The sequence below is a fragment of the Thalassotalea montiporae genome (genome assembly GCF_053485855.1).
Window position 1 is genome coordinate 1,464,786 of record NZ_JBQRUO010000001.1, and the last position, 20,665, is coordinate 1,485,450.

Sequence of the window (20,665 nt, forward strand, 5' to 3'; positions counted from 1 at the left end):
CGCATGGAGCACAGTCATAAAAATCACGATTATCAAGACCTAAGCCAGTGGCAATCATTGTTGAAGCTGGGTAACGAATCTTTTCACGAACAGCAGTTTCAACAAGCAGAGTTTTTTTACAGTGAAGCGTATGACTTGCTCGCCCACCAATACCGCAACTCGCCAAAGTGCGCTGATACCCTGATGGCTTGGATATGCACTTGTCACAACCTGTCATCACTGTATGAAGAAATGGGCAAATTAGAGGTGAGCTTGCGATTTTTGATGGTGCCACATGAGTACTTAATCGAAGTTACTGAATCAGAAGTGCAAGACGAAGACATCAAGCTTATCGCGTTTAAAGGTTTAAGTTTGACCTTAGCGCCAATAATGCAATTCGCACAAAAACATCCAATCTGTGAAGGCTGCAAGGATAAGCTGGAATCGATGGAGCAATTGTTAAATCAAGACGCTTCGCAGATTCATTAAAGCGGATTTAATGGCAGGCTTCGCGACATTTCTTAGCATTTCATAGCTCATATAAGTAGCTCTGATAAGTAGAACAGATAAGCAGCTAAGCGAATCAACTAAGCCAGTAAACTGAGCCAATCAATACAGATAGTTAACATAGCTAATTAGTACGGAGAACAACAATGATAATGCGCATTTTATGCTTATTAATCGCGGTAACCTTTTCAAATTTATCTTTCGCCCACCCAGGTCACGATCACAGTGACCCGATGGCGATGTTAATACATTTACTATGGCTAGCACCAATTGGATTGGCTTTCGCCATAGCGTCTCGTATCAAGAAAAAACACGCAGGTAATCCGAAAGAGCAAAAGTAACGATGCTTGATTGATAGGAGATAATAAAATGATTTTTGAAATACTAAGCCAACTTGATAAGAAAAATCCTTTTGATACCGCGTCTGCGCATTGCGATATACCTTGCAAAATTTATGACCCAATGTCGGCTCAGCTAGCGGTATTAACCATGATTCGTATGGTTGATTTGCTGGAAGAACTAAAAGCTCATGAACAGCTAAGCTTTGAGCAACAAGCAACATTCAATCGACTAGTTGCCGAAAAAGAAAGCCACGGCAAAACTGTTAAGGAAGAAATTCGGGTTATCTGGGGCGACTATATCAAACAGCCGCAACTTGATGCACATCCCCAATTGCACCAGTTAACCCACGAAATTATGTTAGCGGCATCATTCGCTAAACAACATATTGATCGCACGGCAACGTTGAAGTTACTAGACAAGGTTAATCAATTTGCTGATATTTTTTGGCAAACTAAAGGCGTAGCAACTTACACGGCAAATTGCCCTTATCCGCCAAGTGAGAACTTAGTTTACCCAGACCTAAAGGCTGAAGGTTAAGCTTTGGCTCTAACTCTGGATTAGATCACTATGCTTGGATTAAAAATTTGGAAAGTTAAAGGCCATAGTATGGCGCCCGTTATTCCGCAGGGGTGCTTTATTTTGGCCGCCAAATGGCTCAACTTTATGCCAATAAAGCCTGGTCAACGTTTGCTTATAGATCATCCTGAATACGGGATTATTGTGAAAACCGTTGCTGTGGTTGATCACAATGGCTTGATTTGGAGTAAAGGAGAAAATGCTGCAAGCGTGCCTGTAGAGGTGCTTGGCCCTGCAAATAAAACACAAGTATTGGGCCGAGTGATCAGAATATTTAAACCCAAAAACTAACTATTGTGTATCATTCTGCATTCTTACGCCAAAACCGTCAGCGCACGTTCACTGCCATCTATAAAAAGTCCAGCCATAACTACGCAAATTTGCTTTGCTTGCTTGCCCATATCGCCACAACATAAGTACCTTATGCCATTTTCTTTATCAGAAAAATTAAATGTATTCTCGCTGCGCTCGCTAGTGCCTCACTACCGCCGTTTGTTAATTCCAGTTGTAATTATGGTGTTATTGGTTAATACCGAGACACGTTCACTCACTCTTTCCGTGTTAGCGGATGCTTTCTGGCAAGTAGCGGTTTTTGTCGCAGCAACACTTGCGGTTTATCACCTATTCGCTGATAAAATTTATCAGCTCACCATTGCCAAAAATAAGCGCCATCAGGCGACACGACAAGTGGTTATTGCCAGCGTTTTAGGGGTTTTACCGGGGTGTGGCGGTGCAATTGTTGTCATTACTCAATACGTTAGTGGGCGAATGGGATTTGGCGCTGTTGCCGCTGTACTCACTTCAACGATGGGCGACGCGGCATTTTTGCTTCTAGCCGCCGAGCCTCCCACTGGGCTAGGTGTGGCATTAATGTCTTTAGTTGTCGGAATTTTATCGGGACTTGCGGTTAACCGTATTCACGGGCCAGATTTCCTTCGCAAGACGGTTGTCGATAACGCCATTAGTGATCAATGCTCACAATGCTCAAGCAGCCGAGGCTCAGCTCACAGTCAAACTGTGCCTCGTCGGTTGCGCTACCAAGGCCTTGCTTGGCAGTGGTTAATGCTGCCAGGCGCAATTGTCGGGCTTATGATGGCTGCGCAAGTCGATGTGGCCAGTGTATTTAGCGTTAGCGATATCCATGTAACAGCATTAGGGGCGCTATTTGCACTCACTTTTATTTTTCTATGGTCAGTTACTCGTGAAGTCACTAACTTTGAATCAATAGTTGCAGAAGATAAAAAGCTAAAACAGAGCAAAGCTTTTCAAAAAGTGGCGCTTGATACTAACTTTGTCACTAGCTGGGTAGTAATGGCGTTTTTGAGCTTTGAATTAGTGATGCATTATGGCCAATTTGACTTAACCAATGCTTTTAAGCTTTTTGGCGCTGCTGCGCCTTTGATGGGCGTATTAGTGGGTATGATCCCCGGTTGTGGCCCGCAAATTATCACCACTTCTTTATACTTATCTGGTGCAATTCCACTGTCTGCTCAGCTTGGTAATGCCATCAGTAACGATGGTGATGCACTGTTTCCAGCGATTGCTTTATCACCAAAAGTTGCCATTGTCGCGACGCTATATTCGGCTATTCCTGCGCTAATTGTTGCCTATGGTTATTATTTTGTCTTCGAATAAAGGTATTTAGCGTATTTTTTATGATATGAACGCATAAACTAATCGAATTGAAATTGCTTAATATTTATTTAAATCAACGAGTTGTTATGGAACTAAATAAATACGTTGGTTTTTTGATCTAAGCAATGAAATGCCACTTGTTTGCGTAGATACGAAAATGTATAGTGTCACCCCGTATTTAGGCAAAGAATAAATAATCGCTTACTTATATCTAAGCAAGAATACAAACGTAAATTAATAACGATTCAAATTTTGATACTTATTTGCTTGGTTAATGTTTAACTAAGTTACACAAGCAAATAAGTTTTTAACTCTAAGGGCAGATTTATATGCGCATTATTTTGTTAGGTGCTCCTGGTGCAGGTAAAGGCACACAAGCACAATTCTTAATGTCAAAATACGGTATTCCTCAAATTTCTACTGGCGACATGCTTCGTGCGGCGATTAAAGCAGGCACTGAGCTGGGTAAGAAAGCAAAAGAAGTGATGGATGCTGGCCAATTAGTTTCAGATGAATTAATTATCGGTTTAGTGAAAGAGCGTATTGCCCAAGACGATTGTAAAGCTGGTTTCTTATTAGATGGTTTCCCACGTACAATTCCACAAGCAGACGCAATGAAAGAAAACGGTGTTGATGTAGACAGCGTTATCGAATTCGACGTTGCTGACGAAGTGATTGTTGAGCGTATGGCTGGTCGTCGTGTTCACCCAGGTTCTGGCCGTGTTTACCATGTGGTATACAATCCGCCAAAAACTGAAGGCAAAGATGACGAAACAGGTGAAGACCTAGTTGTTCGTCCAGATGATGAAGAAGCGACTGTACGTAAGCGTTTAGCAATTTACCACGAGCAAACTAAGCCACTTGTTGATTACTACCAAGTAGAAGCAAATGCTGGTAACTGCAAGTACTTAACTATTGACGGTACGCAACCTGTAGAATTGGTGAGCAATACTTTAGCGGAGCAGCTTGGTTAAGCTTATTTAAAGCTAATCATTAATATTCTAAAACGGTTCTATATGAGCCGTTTTTTTATGTCTAAATTTTGAGATTAGTTTGCAAAATCGAAATAGATTTCGATGAGCGGCTAAGCAAAGGGGAGAAAGAGATGAGAAAGAGGAGAGAAGGGGGAGTCGCCCATTTAATGCTACATCGGCAATAAATGAGCAACTGAGATGCAATTACTTAGTCGGTGTTAACCTTTAGGTAGTTGAATCTTCTTGTCTTCAGATTGGCGGTAGATAATTAGCGTTTTACCGATAACTTGTACTTTTTCAGCTTCAGTTTCGCGGCAAATCGCTTCAACAATTAACCCTTTTGTTTCACGGTTATCTGTTGGGATTTTTACTTTAATTAGCTCATGGTGGCTTAGTGCGAAGTCAACTTCTGCGACAACCGCTTCAGTTAAACCATTGCTGCCAAGCAACACAACGGGTTTTAAGTCGTGTGCTAGGGCTTTTAAATGTTGGATTTGTTTTTTATTTAGGCTCATTAACAATTTTCGTTACAGTTTGCTTGAATTCGCATATTTTACCCTTATCTAGACTGTATTACTATGTCCGCACTTTGGTTTTTGTGTACGGATTTGTGTCCTCGCACTTCAACTTAAAGTAGCAAAAAAGGTTATTTAGTGAGTAAGAAAAAACACAGTGCCAGCAGTAAGCGCTGGCTAGATGAACACTTTGACGATGAATACGTAAAAAAGGCGCAAAAGCTTGGCCTTCGCTCAAGAGCGGTATTCAAAATTGAAGAGATTAACAATAAAGACAAGTTGATCAAAGCCGGTATGAAGGTCGTAGATCTTGGTGCAGCGCCCGGTGGCTGGTCTGAATACGCCGTTAAGCAGGTTGGGGATGGTGGACAGGTTGTCGCGTGTGATATTTTGCCGATGGACCCGATAGCAGGCGTTGATTTTCTGCAAGGTGACTTTCGTGAAGAAGCCGTACTTGAGGCGCTTTTAGAGCGTATCAATGGTAAAGATATTGATGTTGTGATGTCTGATATGGCCGCAAACTTTACGGGTAACGACGCTGCAGACTCGGCTCGCAGTATGTACTTAGTTGAGCTGGCATTAGATATGTGTCATCAAGTTTTGAAGAAAAACGGCGCTTTTGTGGTCAAAGTATTTCAGGGAGAGGGCTTTGATCAGTTTATGAAAGACGTTAAAGCCGTTTTCAAGGTAGTTAAAACTCGTAAGCCTGATTCTTCTCGTGCACGGTCAAGAGAAGTTTATCTAGTAGCTACTGGTTTTAAATTGTAGTAAATTAATGAACAGTTTGGTCGCACCATTTTTATAAACAGCAAGAGGTTGTTAAGTTGAGCGATATGGCAAAAAATCTTATTTTATGGTTGGTAATAGCCGTCGTCCTGATGTCTGTATTCCAGTCTTTTTCTCCGGGTGGTAGTAATGAACAACAGATGGACTATACCCGTTTCATTCAGGATGTTAGACAAGGTCAAGTGCGCGAAGCGAGCGTTGACCGCAACGGTGTTATCGAAGGCACCAAACGCAGTGGTGAGCAGTTTGTTACTGTAATCCCTGGCGGTTACGACCGCGACTTAATCAATGATCTTGTTAAACAAGGTGTACGTGCTAAGGGTCAGTTACCTGAAGAGCCAAGCATTTTAACCTCTATTTTCATCTCTTGGTTCCCAATGTTACTGCTGATTGGTGTATGGATTTTCTTCATGCGTCAAATGCAAGGCGGTGGCGGTAAAGGCGCAATGTCATTTGGCAAATCAAAAGCGCGCCTGTTAAGCGAAGATCAAATCAAAACCACTTTTGCTGATGTTGCTGGTTGTGACGAAGCGAAAGAAGAAGTGGCAGAGCTTGTTGATTACTTGCGTGACCCAACCAAATTCCAAAAACTAGGTGGCCGCATTCCATCAGGTATTTTGATGGTCGGTCAACCAGGTACTGGTAAAACATTACTTGCGAAAGCAATCGCTGGTGAAGCAAAAGTACCTTTCTTCTCTATTTCTGGTTCAGATTTTGTTGAAATGTTTGTTGGTGTGGGTGCATCACGTGTTCGTGATATGTTCGAGCAAGCGAAGAAATCTGCACCTTGTATCATCTTCATTGATGAAATTGATGCCGTAGGTCGCCAACGTGGTGCAGGTCTTGGTGGTGGTCACGACGAGCGTGAGCAAACCCTTAACCAAATGCTTGTAGAAATGGACGGTTTCGAAGGTAATGAAGGTGTTATCGTTATCGCGGCAACTAACCGCCCTGACGTACTAGACCCTGCATTACTTCGTCCTGGTCGTTTTGACCGTCAAGTAACGGTTGGTTTACCTGACATTCGCGGTCGTGAGCAAATTTTAAAAGTTCACATGCGTAAAGTACCGTTAGCGGATGATGTCAAAGCATCAGTTATCGCACGTGGTACACCAGGTTTCTCTGGTGCAGACTTAGCGAACCTAGTAAACGAAGCCGCACTATTTGCTGCGCGTGGTTCACGTCGCTTAGTGTCTATGGAAGAGTTTGAAAAAGCTAAAGACAAAATCTTGATGGGCGCTGAGCGCAAATCAATGGTCATGAGCGAAGACGAAAAAGAAATGACGGCTTATCACGAAGCGGGTCACGCTATCGTAGGTCGCTTAGTGCCCGAGCACGATCCAGTTTACAAGGTGAGTATTATTCCTCGCGGTCGTGCGTTAGGTGTGACTATGTACCTACCTGAGCAAGATCGCTTCAGTCACAGCAAGCAGCATTTAGAAAGTAATATTTCATCGCTGTACGGTGGTCGTATCGCTGAAGAAATCATCTATGGCCCTGATAAGGTATCAACAGGTGCTTCAAACGATATCGAACGTGCAACTGGCTTAGCGCGTAAAATGGTCACCCAATGGGGTCTATCTGAAAAAATGGGTCCTATGCTATTCGCTGAAGAAGAGGGTGAAGTGTTCCTAGGCCGTACATCAGCTAAGTCAATGCATATGTCTGATGAGACTGCCAAAGCTATCGATGACGAAGTAAAAGACTTTATTGATCGCAACTATCAGCGCGCTGAGCAAATCTTAAAAGACAATATGGATATTTTGCACGCGATGAAAGATGCGTTAATGCAATACGAAACCATTGATGCAAATCAAATTGATGATTTGATGGCGCGCCGTGAAGTTCGTGCTCCAGCTGACTTTGATGACTCTAATTCAGGTTCAAAGCCAAGCTCAGGTAGCAAGGTGGATGAAAAGGAATCGGTTGAGCCTAAATCACCTGATTTAGACGAGCCGTCTGATTTACCTGCTAAGTAAATTGATCTAGTATATTGATTATTGCTTTGCAATCGATACAAAGCACTTTGTAATTGATATAAAGCCCCGTTTATCGGGGCTTTATTTTTAGTGGCAACAAAAAGCGACTAAAGGTTAGACTTAAAATACTAATAACAATTAATGAATTTGAACGCTATGACGCCTACGCATCTATCATGTCCCAACAAGCAGCTTTCCCTGGTTCATCCGCAAGTGATGGGGATCTTAAATGTCACGCCAGATTCATTTTCAGATGGCGGCCGTTTTGCTAACTTCGATGATGCATTATTTCAAGTTGAGCAAATGATTAATGATGGCGCCGCCATTATTGATATTGGCGGTGAGTCTACACGACCCGGTGCGGCAGAAGTTTCAGTGGATGATGAGTTAGCACGCGTAATTCCTGTGCTTGACGCCATTAACCAGCGGTTTGATACCATAGTGTCGATTGATACCAGCAAAGCACAAGTTATGAGCGAAGCAATTGCTCATGGCGCAGGTATGATTAATGACGTCAGAGCGCTTCAAAATGAAGGTTGTTTAGCAGCCGTTGCCAATAGCAATATTCCAATTTGTTTAATGCATATGCAAGGCTTACCGCGCACTATGCAAAACAACCCGCACTACCAAGACGTGACAAAAGATATCGTCAACTTCATTCAACAGCGCATTGAAGCGTGCGAACAAGTAGGCATTGCGAAAGAAAGGTTACTGGTTGACCCTGGCTTTGGCTTTGGCAAAACACTTGAACAAAATTATCGCTTGTTACATGAACTAAAAGCTTTTCAAGCTTTGGAGTTGCCAGTGCTGGTCGGGATATCACGTAAGTCGATGATTGGTAATTTGCTAAATGCGGACGTTAATGAGCGATTAGCCGGTAGTTTGGCAGCTGCGATTATCAGCGCCCAACAAGGGGCTAAAATAATTCGCGTTCACGATGTTAAAGCAACCGTGGATGCACTAACTGTATTAAGGGCTGCAGAGCGGCCAGAACTGACGCGAGGATAAGTATGTCAGAACGTAAATATTTCGGCACTGATGGTGTTCGAGGCTTAGTAGGTAAAGCGCCAATTAGCCCAGATTTTGTGATGAAACTAGGCTATGCCGCGGGCAAGGTAATGGCCGCGCAAGGCACTAAGAAAGTATTAGTCGGTAAAGACACGAGAATTTCAGGCTATATGCTTGAGTCTGCGCTGGAAGCAGGTTTTTCTGCTGCAGGTGTTAACATTGGCTTACTAGGCCCAATGCCGACACCGGGTATTGCTTATTTAACCAAAACATTTCGTGCCGAAGCCGGTATCGTGATCAGCGCATCACACAACCCGTATTACGACAACGGCATCAAATTCTTCTCGCAAAGCGGTGAAAAGCTACCTGATGCGGTGGAACTAGCCATAGAAGCAGAAATTGATAAGCCGATGACCTGTGTAGCGTCAGACAAACTAGGCAAGGCTACCCGTATTGATGACGCCGCTGGTCGCTATATTGAATTTTGTAAAAGTAACTTCCCAAGTCAGTACTCACTTGCAGGCCTAAAAATAGTTGTCGATTGCGCCAATGGTGCAACATATCATATCGCACCTAATGTATTTAAAGAGCTTGGTGCTGAAGTTATTGAAATTGCGACGAGTCCGAATGGCACTAACATCAACGACAAATGTGGCGCTACTTCAATGGGGCAAATCCAAGAAGCTGTGGTTAAGCACGGTGCCGATTTAGGTATTGCACTAGATGGTGACGGCGACCGTTTGATGATGGTTGATCATACCGGTGAAGTGGTTGATGGTGATGAGTTAGTTTACGTGATCGCCACCAGTGACTTAGCGGCAGGTTCATTATCTGGCGGTGTTGTTGGCACGTTAATGAGCAACATGGGGCTAGAACTTGCGTTAAAAGAGCTGGATGTGCCTTTTGTTCGAAGCAAAGTGGGCGACCGCTATGTGATGGAAAAGCTACTTGAAAATGGCTGGCAGCTTGGTGCTGAAAATTCAGGCCATATTATCAACCTAAATCATACCTCAACAGGTGATGGTATTATCGCTGCGCTTAATGTACTTACCGCGATTTGCCGCACCGAAAAATCATTATTTGAATTGCGCCAAGGCATGACCAAGTTGCCACAAATATTGGTGAATGTGCGCTTTGAAGGTGATAACGATCCGCTTGAATCCGCTAATGTGATTGCTGCAGTTGATCAAGTAAATGAACAACTTACAGGTAAAGGCCGCGTATTATTGCGCAAATCTGGTACAGAGCCGCTTATTCGTGTGATGGTGGAAGGACCAGATCGCAAAGAGGTCACTCAGCTAGCAAACGATATTGCAGAACAAGTAAAATTAGCTTGTTAGGTTGAATAATCGCCAAACAGTCAACATATCGTTGGAAATACTTGTAAGTTAGCGGCAGGTTAGTTACTATCTCGCCGCTCTAAAATGGGAACCCAAGATGAAAAGACAAGCAATTGTTGCAGCCAATTGGAAAATGAATGGTAGTTTCGGTCTTGTAACTGAAATGAGTCAAGGTTTAGCTGATTTAGGCTTGTCGAACGATGTTAGCATCGTTGTTTGCCCTAGCAGCCCATTTTTAGCAGCATTAACAGATGCTTTCGAACAAGAAAGAGCTTGTGAGCATATTAGCGTTGGTGCACAAAACGTAAATGAATTTGAGCAAGGTGCTTACACAGGTGAAATTTCTGTGAGCATGTTGCAGGCCTGCAAAGTACAATATGTTATTGTAGGTCACTCAGAGCGTCGCAGCTTGTTTAAAGAGACAAGCACACAAGTGGCGCACAAGGTAAAAACTGCGTTAGACGCAGGTTTAGTACCTATTTTATGTATCGGTGAAAGCGAAGCAGAACGCACTGCCGAGCAAACCGAAACAGTGTTAGCAAGCCAACTTCAACCGGTAATTGATGAAGTAGGTATTGAGCGTTTTAGTCATATTGTTGTAGCATACGAGCCTGTTTGGGCAATTGGTACAGGCAAAACAGCTTCACCTGAAATGGCACAGCAAACACACGAATTTATTCGTAAGTTTTTAGCAAATGCGAGCGAAGACATCGCAGCAAAAACACCAATTTTATACGGTGGTAGTGTTAATGCTAAAAACTGTCAGGATTTGTTCGCACAACCTGACATTGATGGTGGCCTAATTGGCGGCGCAAGTTTAAAAGTCGAAGAATTCAAAACGATTTGTTCGGCGGCAAAAGGAACTCGTTAGATGTTGTATGAAATTTTAATTGTTATCTACTTAATTGTAGCGCTTGCATTGATTGGCTTAGTGCTAATTCAGCAAGGCAAAGGTGCAGATATGGGTGCTTCATTTGGCGCTGGTTCATCTGCTACTATTTTTGGTTCAAGCGGTTCGGGTAACTTTATGACCCGCACAACGACTTGGTTAGCAGTTGCATTCTTTGCAATCAGCCTTGTTTTAGGTAACTTGACAGCTAACCGTATTAAAGCGACTGACGAGTGGAACGACCTATCAACACCAGTTGAGCAACAAATTCCAACTGATGTACCAGCAGCAAGCGCTGAACCTAAAAACGCTGACGTACCAGCGGCTGACGAAGACAAGAGCGACAGCGACGTACCTAACTAGGCTATTCAGCCAGAATTAAATTTCGCGGATATGGTGGAATTGGTAGACACGCATTCTTGAGGGGGATGTGCCGTAAGGCGTGTGAGTTCGAGTCTCACTATCCGCACCAATACATAAATAAAGGGCTGCAGTAATGCAGCCCTTTTTTATTGCCTAAATTTCCTAAGTAGTGCAACCTTATAGAGTAGTCAAAATCCCTATAATTAGGCACAAAAAAGCCGCACAGAGGCGGCGATAGCTTAATCTAGTGAATATTATTTTAATTGGTGCTCGCCAAGGCACCAGTCCTTTATCAGCTCAGCATATTCATCGCCTGCGTCTTCTGCTGAAAAGTGTGAGGCATTTTCAAATATCTTTACTTTATTGTTAGGTAATTGAGAGCCTAAGTAATCGGCGTTGCTTGCTAGCACAAAGGGATCGTGCTTGCCCCAAGTGATTAATGTCGGGGTTTGAATTTTTGTAAGGTTCTCTTCAATCCATGGCAAATCACGCTGGTAAGAGCCGAAAAACGCAATCGAATTCTGGTGCGCCTGTTCGTTATGGGTGATCTCATAATATTCTTTAATCGCGCGCTCGTTCGGTTGGTAATGGTGATAACCGTCTTTTACCGCAGCATTAAAGTTAGTTTTCATAATCGCTTTTTTGTTTAGACCTGCTGCTAACCATCTGACCAGTCGGTAGTTAATTACTGCCTTAAGAATGGGGGACATCGCAGGTGGATTACTGCCTGGACCGTCAAATATGTTAATGCTAATTAACCGTTCGGGGTAATTGATCGCCGTTGCTAAGGTAACTGGTACACCAACATCTGGCCCGACTAAATGGGCTTTATCAATATCGAAATAGTCAAATACTTCAATGATTTTAGCGCTTAATGCTCTTGGCGACATATCTATTTTATCAGCTGAGCTCAAGCCAAAACCTGGAATATCAAAGGCTAGTAGATTGAAGTGCTTAACGAGTTCCGGCCATGCGCTTTCCCACATGCGAATACTTTGTGGGAAGCCATTAAGCAATACTAAGTTGGGTGCATTGGCTTTGATCGACTGTGCGTATCTAACCTTGTGTTTACCTATCATGGCATAGCTGGGCGTAAACATATCTTTAGCAGTAGTGCTTGTGTTTGAAGTTGATGAAAAATTTGCTATTGCAGTATTAAGAAGTACCTGAGTCATAATAGTTTCCATATTTGATGTTGGTTACTGTTGTATACTAAGGTACGATAAATTATATTGGCTAACAAGAAGGCAGTTTTAGCTTCGCTAGTTACCTTTTGGTAACCGTATCATTGGCTGTGGTGGGTGAATTAGTTAGCAAATTATGGATTTGCAGGCTAGCAGGCTTAAGAAAAGCGAAGAGATGGATATAGCAATAGTCGTGAGCTAGAAAGCAAAAGAAAGTCTTAGCAAATAATAGGAAAAAATGAATGAATGCAAAAACAAAACAACAAGATCGCCGAGTCTTTGTGCAAGACGAACATTGTCCTATCCGAAATGTTGTTGCTCATATTGGTGATAAGTGGTCATTGTTAATTATTTTTAGCTTGGTGGACGGGCCAGATCGCTTCAATTCGCTGAAATCTCGTATTGAAGGTATTTCGCAGCGCATGCTGACACAAACACTGCGCGATTTAGAGCGTGATGGGTTCGTTGAGCGAACCGTTTACCCTGAGGTGCCAGTAAAAGTGGTTTATGAGTTAACCGATTTAGGTAGAGGAATTGCTAAACCGGCATGGGGGCTTGTGTCTTGGGCAAATGACCACCTACAAGATGTTTATACTGCCCGTAAAAGTTATGACGACAGACCTTAAAGTATCGAACTCAGTGGTCATTGCATTTGGCAATGAGTAGCTGGATTTAGCAATTTTTAGTTGATTCGTTCGCTTAAGATAGTTTTGTGTACTGAATTTGCAATTAGGCTGGCTGCTTTTCTTGCTCTAACGTTTTTATTTCACTCGCGATTTGCTCTGCCTCTGCGGTTAGCATGGCGTATGATTTCATGTCGCCATTGCGCTGTGCATGCATAGCTTGCTCAAGCTTGATTGCGTGCTGCTTAGTCAGCTTTTTAATCGGGTCGCGTTTAAAAATAGAAAACATATTAATTGCCCTTTCTTTAGTCGTCTTAAGTCGTGTTATCTAGTTGTACATCACTGCTTTAGATTACCGTCAGTGTGTAAACTAATATCGAGTGTTAGAGGTTACGTTGAAGTAGGCTGTAAAGATTTGTTCTTACGGTGTTTAGTGCTTGATTAGTGGCCTGACTATTTTACCTCAAGTAATCATTAATCAGTTTTTGCGCCTAATCAATTTTAACACTTAATCACTTTCAACAATGCTTACGTAATCCTAATAAATTGAATTATTTAGGATAACAAAATGATAAATCGCTCGATAACTTCACCATCCATCGCCGCTTCTAAACGCTATGTTCTTGCGCTTGGTATTACGTTAGTTACTTTGCTAAGTGCCTGCTCTTCACCTATTGCCAATCGAACACCGATTAATGAAACTTTTCCTACCGTTACTGGCGAGAACTTAAACCAAGAGCAAGTGTTAATGCCGCGCGACTTAACCGGCGAGCATCGCCTGCTATTAATTGGCTATGTGCAAGATTCACAGTTTGATATTGATCGCTGGCTCATTGGTCTTGATATGACACAAACGCCAGTAACGGCATACGAACTACCCACCATCAAAGGCATGTTACCGCGCATGTTTGAAACCTTTATCAATAACGGTATGCGTAAAGGAATTCCAAAACAATTGTGGGGTGGGGTGATCACCGTTTATCAAGAGGCAGAGAAAATTACCCAGCTTACGGGTACTGAAAACCCGAATAACGCGCGGGTTATCTTGTTAGGTCGCAATAATGAAATTCTCTATTTCTACGATAGAGGTTTTGCTGTTGATGCGCTTAATGATCTGCGTGATGTTATTGCTAATAATGAGCAAACTGCGCGGCAATAATTGCAGCCATATTGATGTTGCATTCAGAAATAATTTGTTACGGCAAATAGTTTGTGGGACAAGATAAAAAGTAATCTTTGGCAAAGGCAAGCCCGTAAACATGAATAACCGCAGCGGCAACAACAAAGGGCGAGGGAAGAGTTCTTTGTTGTTAACACAATTTGTCGAAACGAAATTATTTAATCAACGGGAAATCACAATGATCACGTTACAAAAAATTTGGGTTAAAGCTGTATCTGTTGTCATGTTACTTTCTGCATTTGCGGTCTCTGCTGGTGGCTATGGCTACAAGAAAAATAAAGATATTGTTGATGTTGCTGCATCAAGTCAAAGCTTCACCACGCTTGTCGCGGCAGTCAAAGCTGCAGGATTGGTTGACACACTCAAAAGTAAAGGCCCTTACACGGTTTTTGCACCTACAAATGAAGCTTTTGCAAAATTACCTGCTGGAACAGTAGAAAGCCTACTTAAGCCAGAAAATAAAGATAAACTGATAGCAATTCTGACCTATCACGTTGTGCCAAGTAAATTTTACGCCAAGCAAGTAGTGAATATTGACGCAGCGAAAACGGTACAAGGCTCAAGCATCGACATTACTGCGATGAACGGCAAAGTGATGGTTGACAATGCTAAAGTTATCAAGACCGACATTAAAGCATCGAATGGTGTGATTCACGTTATCGACAACGTAATTATTCCAAGTGACAAAGCCACAGTGGCGAGACACCACTAGACAAACACACATGCAAATAGCGTGAGGATGAGAGCACAGATAATAATTTAGCAGTAGCAAAGCCAGATAACGCTTCATCCTCTGCTGCATCTCGCCGCTAAAATCAAACACATTGAAATTGCCCACTAAGCGCTTATGCAGAGTGGGCTTTTTATTGCCTTACGCAATGAAACTTTACGCAATGATACTTTACGCATAAATACTTTGCGGAAAGGTACTTTATGCAAAGATACTTTACGCAAAGGTAATGTGCGCAGGTATATCTAATTTAAGCATTGTTGGCAAGTTTGGAGTAAGGCATAAACAGCGCTTTAACATTCACTTTGGCACCGAGTTTCGCCGCCAGCAAATAAATGCCTGCCAATTTGCGATGAATGAAAATGGCGTCAACTGGTGGGGTATGCCACTGATCTTGCTGTCGTTGAATATTCATCCCTTGTGTTTTAATACGTTGCGCTAAATTGCTATTGGCAAAGTCATAGCTGTTATCGCAAGTTAGTGGCTCGCTGGCGAGTTTAAAAATCGCCAATATTTGTGCAAGGTAGTCTGCGCTAATGTCGTCGGTAAAAAAGCCAAGCTGTTTAGCTGATGCGATAATTTGCGATTCGTTAACCTGCATCGCTGCATTGATGAGTGATAAATACCCTTGGCTAATATGCGTGGGTATATTTCGTGTTGCCCCAAAGTCCAATAAAGCAATTTTTTCGGTGTCTTCTTGGTATAAAAAGTTAGCGAAGTTGGGGTCTGTTTGCATCAAGTTAAAATCAAATAACTCGCGAAAGAATAAGTCAATCAATTGCTCAACGGCTTTATCTCTCGCAGCTTGTGGTGCGTTTCTCAATTTATCAATTGAAACACCTTCAATAAAATTCATCGAGAGGATTGAGTCGGTGCTGAGCGGGATAAATACTTCGGGCAGACAAAAAGGTTCGCTTTTTAAATGGGTTTTATAACGCCCAATAAAGTCAGCTTCTTGTCGATAATCTGCTTCAACCAACAGTTGCTTTTTAGCTTCAGCAATTAGGCCATCTATTTGAATGTGCTGTGGAAATAAACCAGAAAGCTTAAGCAAAGTAGCGACATTATCCACGTCACTTTCAATGGCTTTAGCAACCCCTGGGTACTGCACCTTTACTGCCAGTTTTTGACCATTTTCCAAATACGCGAGATGGACCTGGCCAATAGAGGCTGAGGCAAAAGGTTGAAGCTCAAAATGACTAAAATTATCGAGCCAATTATCTCCCCAATTCGCCTTTAATACCGATAAGAGTTGTTTGTGTGGCATCGCTTTGGCATCGGCGCGAAGTCTGTCTAGTAATTGACTTAGCTCTGGTGGCAACAGATCGCCGGCATCCATTGACAATAACTGGCCAAGTTTCATTGCGGCGCCGCGCATTTGTGCTAATTTGTCCGCCAGTAAAGCAATATTTTTGGGGTGCAATACCAAGCTTTTCATTGAGGTGGTTTCGCCTTGTGCCCATTGCCTAGCGCCGTCTATAACCGTATTCGTAGCAACTTTCGCTACTAGGCCACCAATTGCCGTTAATCTGGAAAAACGTGACGTCGGTACTTTTTTAGCATTTGATTTGCTGGAAGTAGTTAACAATGAACTATTCTGTGGCCTATGGTTCGACATATAAAACTTACGCTAAATTACATGATGAAATTTACTGTTTTATACGGTTTCGCATTGAGAAGTGATCTTGCTTGCGTTAACAAAAAATTATGGGTCACACTTTTAGATACAGAGTTCAGATGTGAATTTAATTAACACAAAAGCATACATAAATAATAATCATTATTGATTGTGTTTTGTCGCACCTCTAGAATAACCTCCTTTTTTCATCTCTCGTATTTTTCTTATATCCAAGTAAGGAGCTTTAATTGAACAGAGCACAGTGGTTTAAAGTGCACAGTTGGGTCGGTTTTAAACTCTCGGTTTTGTTAAGTTTTACTTTAGTTACTGGCACCTTAGCGGTGCTTTCACACGAGCTCGATTGGCTAACTAATCCTGCAATGCGTGTTGACTCCGATACTGTAAAAACAATGGAATGGACGAGAATCTATCAATCAGCGATAACACAGCAACCGAATAAACACTTGTTACATATTCGTGCGCCAATTAACCCATGGTTTGCGGCTGAAGTGGTGTTTTTTAGCCAAGACAAGATCAGGCATCGCATGTTTTTTCATCCGACTACCAGTGAGTACTTAGGTGATGGGCGCTGGTATAACTGGCAGCGTTTTTTGCGCATGAGCCATCGCCACTTAATGGTGCCCACTAAAGTTGGCGTGACCATAGTCGGCGCATTGGGCTTTTTATTGGCAATTGCATTAATAACCAGTTTGGTGGTTTATCGCAAATGGTGGACAGGTTTTTTCCGAATGCCACGGCGTAGTCATCGCAAGCTATTCTGGGCAGATGTTCATCGCTTGGCTGGTGTTTGGAGTATTTGGTTTATTGCTGTGATTGCCATCACGGGGATTTGGTACTTTGCTGAAGTGTGGGGGCTGCGCGCGCAATATCCCGACCGTGGTAAAGCGTTATCTGAACAAGCACTCGATGCCAAAGTACTGCCTACTGTGGCAGTATTTTCCGAGATGATGGCAAGTGCCAAAACCTTGTACCCAGAGTTAGCTGTAGAGCGCGTTTTTTTTCCACAGCGCAATGGCAACGGTGTGCAATTGCAAGGGCAGGGGAAAGCACTCCTCGTTAGAGCTCGCGCCAATATGCTTAGCTTTGATCCCATATCAGGGGCACTGTTAGCTAAAAATAAAGGGGAAGATTTATCAATACATGCCCGCATCTCCGAGGCAGCAGACCCCTTGCATTTTGGTACCTTTGCGGGTTTACCATCTAAACTAGTATATTTTGTGTTTGGCATTTTACTCAGCACATTAGCGATTACAGGTACGTATATTTACGGTATGCGTATCGCCAAAGTTGGAAAGCATGAGCCTAAAGTGCGCCGCCAGTTTTGGTTAGCTGCAACTCGCACTATGACATGGGGAAAGTGGTTTTCCTTAACAGCAATAACAATCTGCCTAGTGATCACAGTGTTATTGTTCGGTGGCTTTGTTAGTGAATAATTCTTTGCGTGTTGAACGCTCGGTGCCTTGCTCGTTACCGATAGAACTTTTTTAGCAGAACTCAATGTGGCACAGCGGTTGTGCCGCTGACTAATAGATGTACTTATCTGTCTTTATTTACTTTTCTTTATTCTCTTTACACAGTTTAACTCAACCCAATTCAATCCAGTCGTTTTATTTACATTCATCAAAATTAAGTGATGAGCTCACTTGTTTAGCTACAATTTTATTCCATTCATTAGAACTAGTTACAATTACAAATACTCATCACTTCAACCATTAAAAGTATTTACATTGTATTTACAATCAAAATGCAAATCATTATCATTGGCGTGCGATTGGGTGAGCTACTTGTCTGTCTGGCAGTTGTGTTAAGGGAACAACCGCTGAATTAGTGCAGGTACAAAGCATTCGCTAGGGGATACCCTATACAGCCGCGATAAGGAAATCATCTAACTCTCCTTTACTGGCTAGTTTCCGTAGCCGCCATGATTATGCTTGCGGCTTAATTTCATCTCATATCAGTAAAAAAGTAAGTAAAAATAATGAAATATAACAAAGTTGCAATGGGCCTAATGTTGGCCTGTAGCACATTCTCTCATGTTACATTCGCCGAGGAACTGCTCGACGAAAACGTTGAAAAAATCGTGGTTACGGGTCAAAAAATTGATCGTTCATTAAAAGATACCGTTAATAGTGTTGCCGTTGTTACGTCAAAAGAGTTCGAGCGTTTGAATATTAAAACGGTTAATGATATTTACAACGTGGTGCCAAATATCTCTGGTGACTTTGGTCAAGGTTTCAGTATGCGTGGCATTAATGCCTTTAACGTATCTGGTGGCGGAAATAGCTATTTAACTAGCATGTACTTAGATGGTGCGCCTTTGCCTTTCCGCTTACTTCGCAGCGGTGCAACATCGGTTTGGGACTTAGCGCAAGTCGAGGTATTCCGTGGCCCACAATCAACACTGCAAGGTCGAAATGCGCTCGCAGGAGCAATAATTATGCGCACGCAAGATCCAACTTACGAGTGGTCTGGCAAAGGTAAATTAACTGTCGGTGAACACGGTCAACAAGAGTTTGCTGTCGCTGGTGGTGGTGCGTTGGTTGACGATATGTTGGCATTTCGTTTGAGTTATGAAGACAAACAATACGATGGCGATATTTATAACGTTACTCGTAAAGAAGACGCAAACTTCGAAAACACCGAAACGGTGCGCGGTAAATTGTTATTTCAGCCCACAGAAGATTTTACCGCACTGCTAACGCTATCAAATATGGATACGGAATATGGTCCGCAGTGGTCACTGTATAATTACGGCGGTTCCCCATTTGATCGCACATCGTGGCAAAACTCTCCTGTTTGGCAAAAAACAGATACCGATTTGTACAACCTAGAACTGACTTGGGATTTAACGGATGAGCTGTCGGTATACTCAGTCACCACCTACAGTGATTCTGAATATGGCTATAACTGGGATGGCGACTTGACTGCTGAGCAATTGGTGCTCGATCAGCAATATACCCGCAATGACGAGACTGTTAGTCAAGAGCTGCGATTTACCTATCAAACTGATGAAGTTCAGGCGGTGGTTGGTGCTTATTATTCGAAACTCGATGTTGATGATATCGCTTCAGGCGAGCGTCTTATTCACTTTAGCAGTATCGGCTTACCGCCATTAGCAACATTACTTGGTGCGCCGCCATCGCTGGGAGGTTTTGGCTTACCAGCTGAACTTATTGGTGCTGTTTTACCATTGTACCCTGACATTGACCCGGTCAAGCTTGGGTTATCGTCTACTTTAGCGCAAGAAGTTGAGACCATGGCGATTTATGCTGATGTAACTTGGCATATCAACGATCAGTTTGACCTACTTGCAGGCCTTCGCTACGACGAAGAAGAGCAAAGCAATGCGTCAACAGCCTTGTACCGAATAAACAATACATTGCCCGATCCAGCTGTGCTGCCAGCACCATTGAACCAAGTTGTTGGTGCGATTAACAATACCTTAAACGGTTTAGCGGCGAATGCTTCAGGGGTAGAGCCACCTTCATCAGCTGATTTTGATGCTTGGTTACCTAAACTTGGTGTTAGTTATCATGCCAGTGACGATGTAACGGCAAGTTTTGTCTACCAACGCGGTTATCGCTCTGGCGGTGTTGGTACCAATATTGCGCAATCTCGTCTTTTCACATATGACCCAGAATATACTGACAACTATGAATTATCGATTCGCTCGGTGTGGCAGGGCGGTGATTTAATGTGGAATACCAACTTTTTCTACACAGATTGGACAGATCAACAGATCAGTGTTCAATTATCTACGGGAACATTTGATAGGGAGACAGTCAACTCGGGCGAATCAAATGTTAAAGGCTTTGAAACCGAAGTTTACTACTACCCAACTGATCAGCTAACTATTACCGCAGGCCTTGGTTACGCTAAGTCTGAGTTTACTGATTTTGAATACATATTGCCGTCGACAGGAGAAGTGATCGATTTATCTGGTCTTGCTTTTGCTGATGCGCCCAAATGGACGGCTAATGTAGCCATTACTTATGACTTTGGCGAAGGGTTCAGCGCAGGTATTAATGCCAATTATCGCGATGAAAGCCCAGCTTACTTAAATTCAGCAGTTTCATTAACACCTCAAAAGTTAGCGCTTGATGCAGATCCAACGAACGACAGTAGAGCGTTACTCAATGCTAATGCCAGCTACGAATGGGATAACTACACTATAAGAGTTGATGTTAGTAATCTGCTTGATAAAGACTATATCGCAACGCACTTCTCAGGCGCAGACCGCCTAGGCAATAGCGAAAGCTATGGTCAACATCAGCTAGGCCGTTCGCGACAAGCCAATATTAGTTTCTTAGCGACGTTTTAATCTCGTTAAACATACTTAATGTACTTTTCATGGGAAAAGGTTTGCTCTTTTCCCATGCTATTTTTCATACCTATTTTGCGATTAATGGCAGCCTT

The 20,665-nt window shown here is 42.6% G+C and carries 21 protein-coding genes and 1 tRNA gene; 18 read left to right on the forward strand and 4 right to left on the reverse strand.

Going from position 1 to position 20,665, the window contains the following annotated elements; translation table 11 throughout:
- Positions 1-3 precede the first annotated feature (3 nt).
- The 6 genes from ACSLUR_RS06325 (at position 4) to adk (ending at position 4,013) form a co-directional block, all read left to right on the forward strand.
- Positions 4-468 carry a DUF2753 family protein gene (locus ACSLUR_RS06325; protein ID WP_448552814.1) on the forward strand — a complete coding sequence of 155 codons (465 nt, stop codon included), beginning with the start codon at positions 4-6 and terminating at the stop codon, positions 466-468.
- A 164-nt stretch (positions 469-632) separates the two neighbouring features.
- Positions 633-827: a hypothetical protein gene (locus ACSLUR_RS06330; RefSeq protein ID WP_448552816.1), complete on the forward strand. Its 195-nt coding sequence runs from the start codon at positions 633-635 to the stop codon at positions 825-827.
- A 28-nt stretch (positions 828-855) separates the two neighbouring features.
- The gene (gene sodN / locus ACSLUR_RS06335; protein ID WP_115999912.1) at positions 856-1,365 is read left to right on the forward strand and encodes a superoxide dismutase, Ni; all 510 of its coding nucleotides are present in this window, start codon (positions 856-858) and stop codon (positions 1,363-1,365) included.
- A gap of 30 nt (positions 1,366-1,395) precedes the next feature.
- Entirely contained in the window at positions 1,396-1,695 is a 300-nt protein-coding gene (locus ACSLUR_RS06340; RefSeq protein WP_115999913.1) for a S24/S26 family peptidase, read from the forward strand.
- Positions 1,696-1,827: 132 nt separating this feature from the next.
- The gene (locus ACSLUR_RS06345) at positions 1,828-3,039 is read left to right on the forward strand and encodes a putative manganese transporter (RefSeq protein ID WP_448552818.1); all 1,212 of its coding nucleotides are present in this window, start codon (positions 1,828-1,830) and stop codon (positions 3,037-3,039) included.
- 329 nt (positions 3,040-3,368) lie between these two features.
- Positions 3,369-4,013 (forward strand): adenylate kinase, encoded by a 645-nt coding sequence (gene adk / locus ACSLUR_RS06350; protein WP_448552819.1) that lies wholly within the window; start codon positions 3,369-3,371, stop codon positions 4,011-4,013.
- Between the two features lie 218 nt (positions 4,014-4,231).
- Here adk and yhbY read toward each other — a convergent pair whose 3' ends face one another.
- Complete coding sequence (gene yhbY / locus ACSLUR_RS06355) at positions 4,232-4,528, reverse strand: ribosome assembly RNA-binding protein YhbY (RefSeq protein ID WP_115999916.1); 297 nt, start codon at positions 4,526-4,528, stop codon at positions 4,232-4,234.
- A gap of 138 nt (positions 4,529-4,666) precedes the next feature.
- Here yhbY and rlmE point away from each other — a divergent pair, with 138 nt between their 5' ends.
- From rlmE to ACSLUR_RS06390, 7 genes are all read left to right on the forward strand, one after another.
- Positions 4,667-5,296 (forward strand): 23S rRNA (uridine(2552)-2'-O)-methyltransferase RlmE, encoded by a 630-nt coding sequence (gene rlmE / locus ACSLUR_RS06360; protein ID WP_448552820.1) that lies wholly within the window; start codon positions 4,667-4,669, stop codon positions 5,294-5,296.
- A gap of 65 nt (positions 5,297-5,361) precedes the next feature.
- The gene (gene ftsH, locus ACSLUR_RS06365; protein WP_448552821.1) at positions 5,362-7,293 is read left to right on the forward strand and encodes an ATP-dependent zinc metalloprotease FtsH; all 1,932 of its coding nucleotides are present in this window, start codon (positions 5,362-5,364) and stop codon (positions 7,291-7,293) included.
- 156 nt (positions 7,294-7,449) lie between these two features.
- Complete coding sequence (folP, locus tag ACSLUR_RS06370) at positions 7,450-8,301, forward strand: dihydropteroate synthase (protein WP_448552822.1); 852 nt, start codon at positions 7,450-7,452, stop codon at positions 8,299-8,301.
- 2 nt (positions 8,302-8,303) lie between these two features.
- The gene (gene glmM, locus ACSLUR_RS06375; RefSeq protein ID WP_116013889.1) at positions 8,304-9,641 is read left to right on the forward strand and encodes a phosphoglucosamine mutase; all 1,338 of its coding nucleotides are present in this window, start codon (positions 8,304-8,306) and stop codon (positions 9,639-9,641) included.
- 97 nt (positions 9,642-9,738) lie between these two features.
- The gene (gene tpiA, locus ACSLUR_RS06380) at positions 9,739-10,512 is read left to right on the forward strand and encodes a triose-phosphate isomerase (protein WP_448552823.1); all 774 of its coding nucleotides are present in this window, start codon (positions 9,739-9,741) and stop codon (positions 10,510-10,512) included.
- A gap of 3 nt (positions 10,513-10,515) precedes the next feature.
- Positions 10,516-10,893, forward strand: coding sequence for a preprotein translocase subunit SecG (secG, locus tag ACSLUR_RS06385; RefSeq protein ID WP_181901593.1), 378 nt, complete (start codon positions 10,516-10,518; stop codon positions 10,891-10,893).
- 24 nt (positions 10,894-10,917) lie between these two features.
- A tRNA-Leu gene (locus ACSLUR_RS06390) sits at positions 10,918-11,002 on the forward strand.
- Between the two features lie 145 nt (positions 11,003-11,147).
- On the opposite strand, the gene ACSLUR_RS06395 is transcribed toward ACSLUR_RS06390, so the two are convergent.
- Positions 11,148-12,068: an alpha/beta fold hydrolase gene (locus ACSLUR_RS06395; protein WP_448552824.1), complete on the reverse strand. Its 921-nt coding sequence runs from the start codon at positions 12,066-12,068 to the stop codon at positions 11,148-11,150.
- A 251-nt stretch (positions 12,069-12,319) separates the two neighbouring features.
- Between ACSLUR_RS06395 and ACSLUR_RS06400 the strand changes: the two genes are divergently transcribed.
- Positions 12,320-12,703, forward strand: a complete 384-nt coding sequence (locus ACSLUR_RS06400; RefSeq protein ID WP_448552825.1) for a winged helix-turn-helix transcriptional regulator — start codon at positions 12,320-12,322, stop codon at positions 12,701-12,703.
- 103 nt (positions 12,704-12,806) lie between these two features.
- Here ACSLUR_RS06400 and ACSLUR_RS06405 read toward each other — a convergent pair whose 3' ends face one another.
- Positions 12,807-12,989: a DUF6435 family protein gene (locus ACSLUR_RS06405; protein ID WP_448552826.1), complete on the reverse strand. Its 183-nt coding sequence runs from the start codon at positions 12,987-12,989 to the stop codon at positions 12,807-12,809.
- 279 nt (positions 12,990-13,268) lie between these two features.
- Here ACSLUR_RS06405 and ACSLUR_RS06410 point away from each other — a divergent pair, with 279 nt between their 5' ends.
- Together ACSLUR_RS06410 and ACSLUR_RS06415 are read left to right on the forward strand one after the other, a co-directional pair.
- Positions 13,269-13,859, forward strand: coding sequence for a hypothetical protein (locus ACSLUR_RS06410; protein WP_448552827.1), 591 nt, complete (start codon positions 13,269-13,271; stop codon positions 13,857-13,859).
- A gap of 244 nt (positions 13,860-14,103) precedes the next feature.
- Entirely contained in the window at positions 14,104-14,592 is a 489-nt protein-coding gene (locus ACSLUR_RS06415) for a fasciclin domain-containing protein (RefSeq protein WP_448552997.1), read from the forward strand.
- Positions 14,593-14,860: 268 nt separating this feature from the next.
- Here the strand turns inward: ACSLUR_RS06415 and ACSLUR_RS06420 are convergent, their stop codons facing one another.
- Positions 14,861-16,228 (reverse strand): ABC1 kinase family protein, encoded by a 1,368-nt coding sequence (locus ACSLUR_RS06420; RefSeq protein ID WP_448552828.1) that lies wholly within the window; start codon positions 16,226-16,228, stop codon positions 14,861-14,863.
- A gap of 248 nt (positions 16,229-16,476) precedes the next feature.
- Here ACSLUR_RS06420 and ACSLUR_RS06425 point away from each other — a divergent pair, with 248 nt between their 5' ends.
- Both ACSLUR_RS06425 and ACSLUR_RS06430 read left to right on the forward strand, forming a co-directional pair.
- Positions 16,477-17,682: a PepSY-associated TM helix domain-containing protein gene (locus ACSLUR_RS06425; RefSeq protein WP_448552830.1), complete on the forward strand. Its 1,206-nt coding sequence runs from the start codon at positions 16,477-16,479 to the stop codon at positions 17,680-17,682.
- Positions 17,683-18,227: 545 nt separating this feature from the next.
- Positions 18,228-20,570, forward strand: a complete 2,343-nt coding sequence (locus ACSLUR_RS06430; RefSeq protein WP_448552832.1) for a TonB-dependent receptor — start codon at positions 18,228-18,230, stop codon at positions 20,568-20,570.
- Positions 20,571-20,665 lie beyond the last annotated feature (95 nt).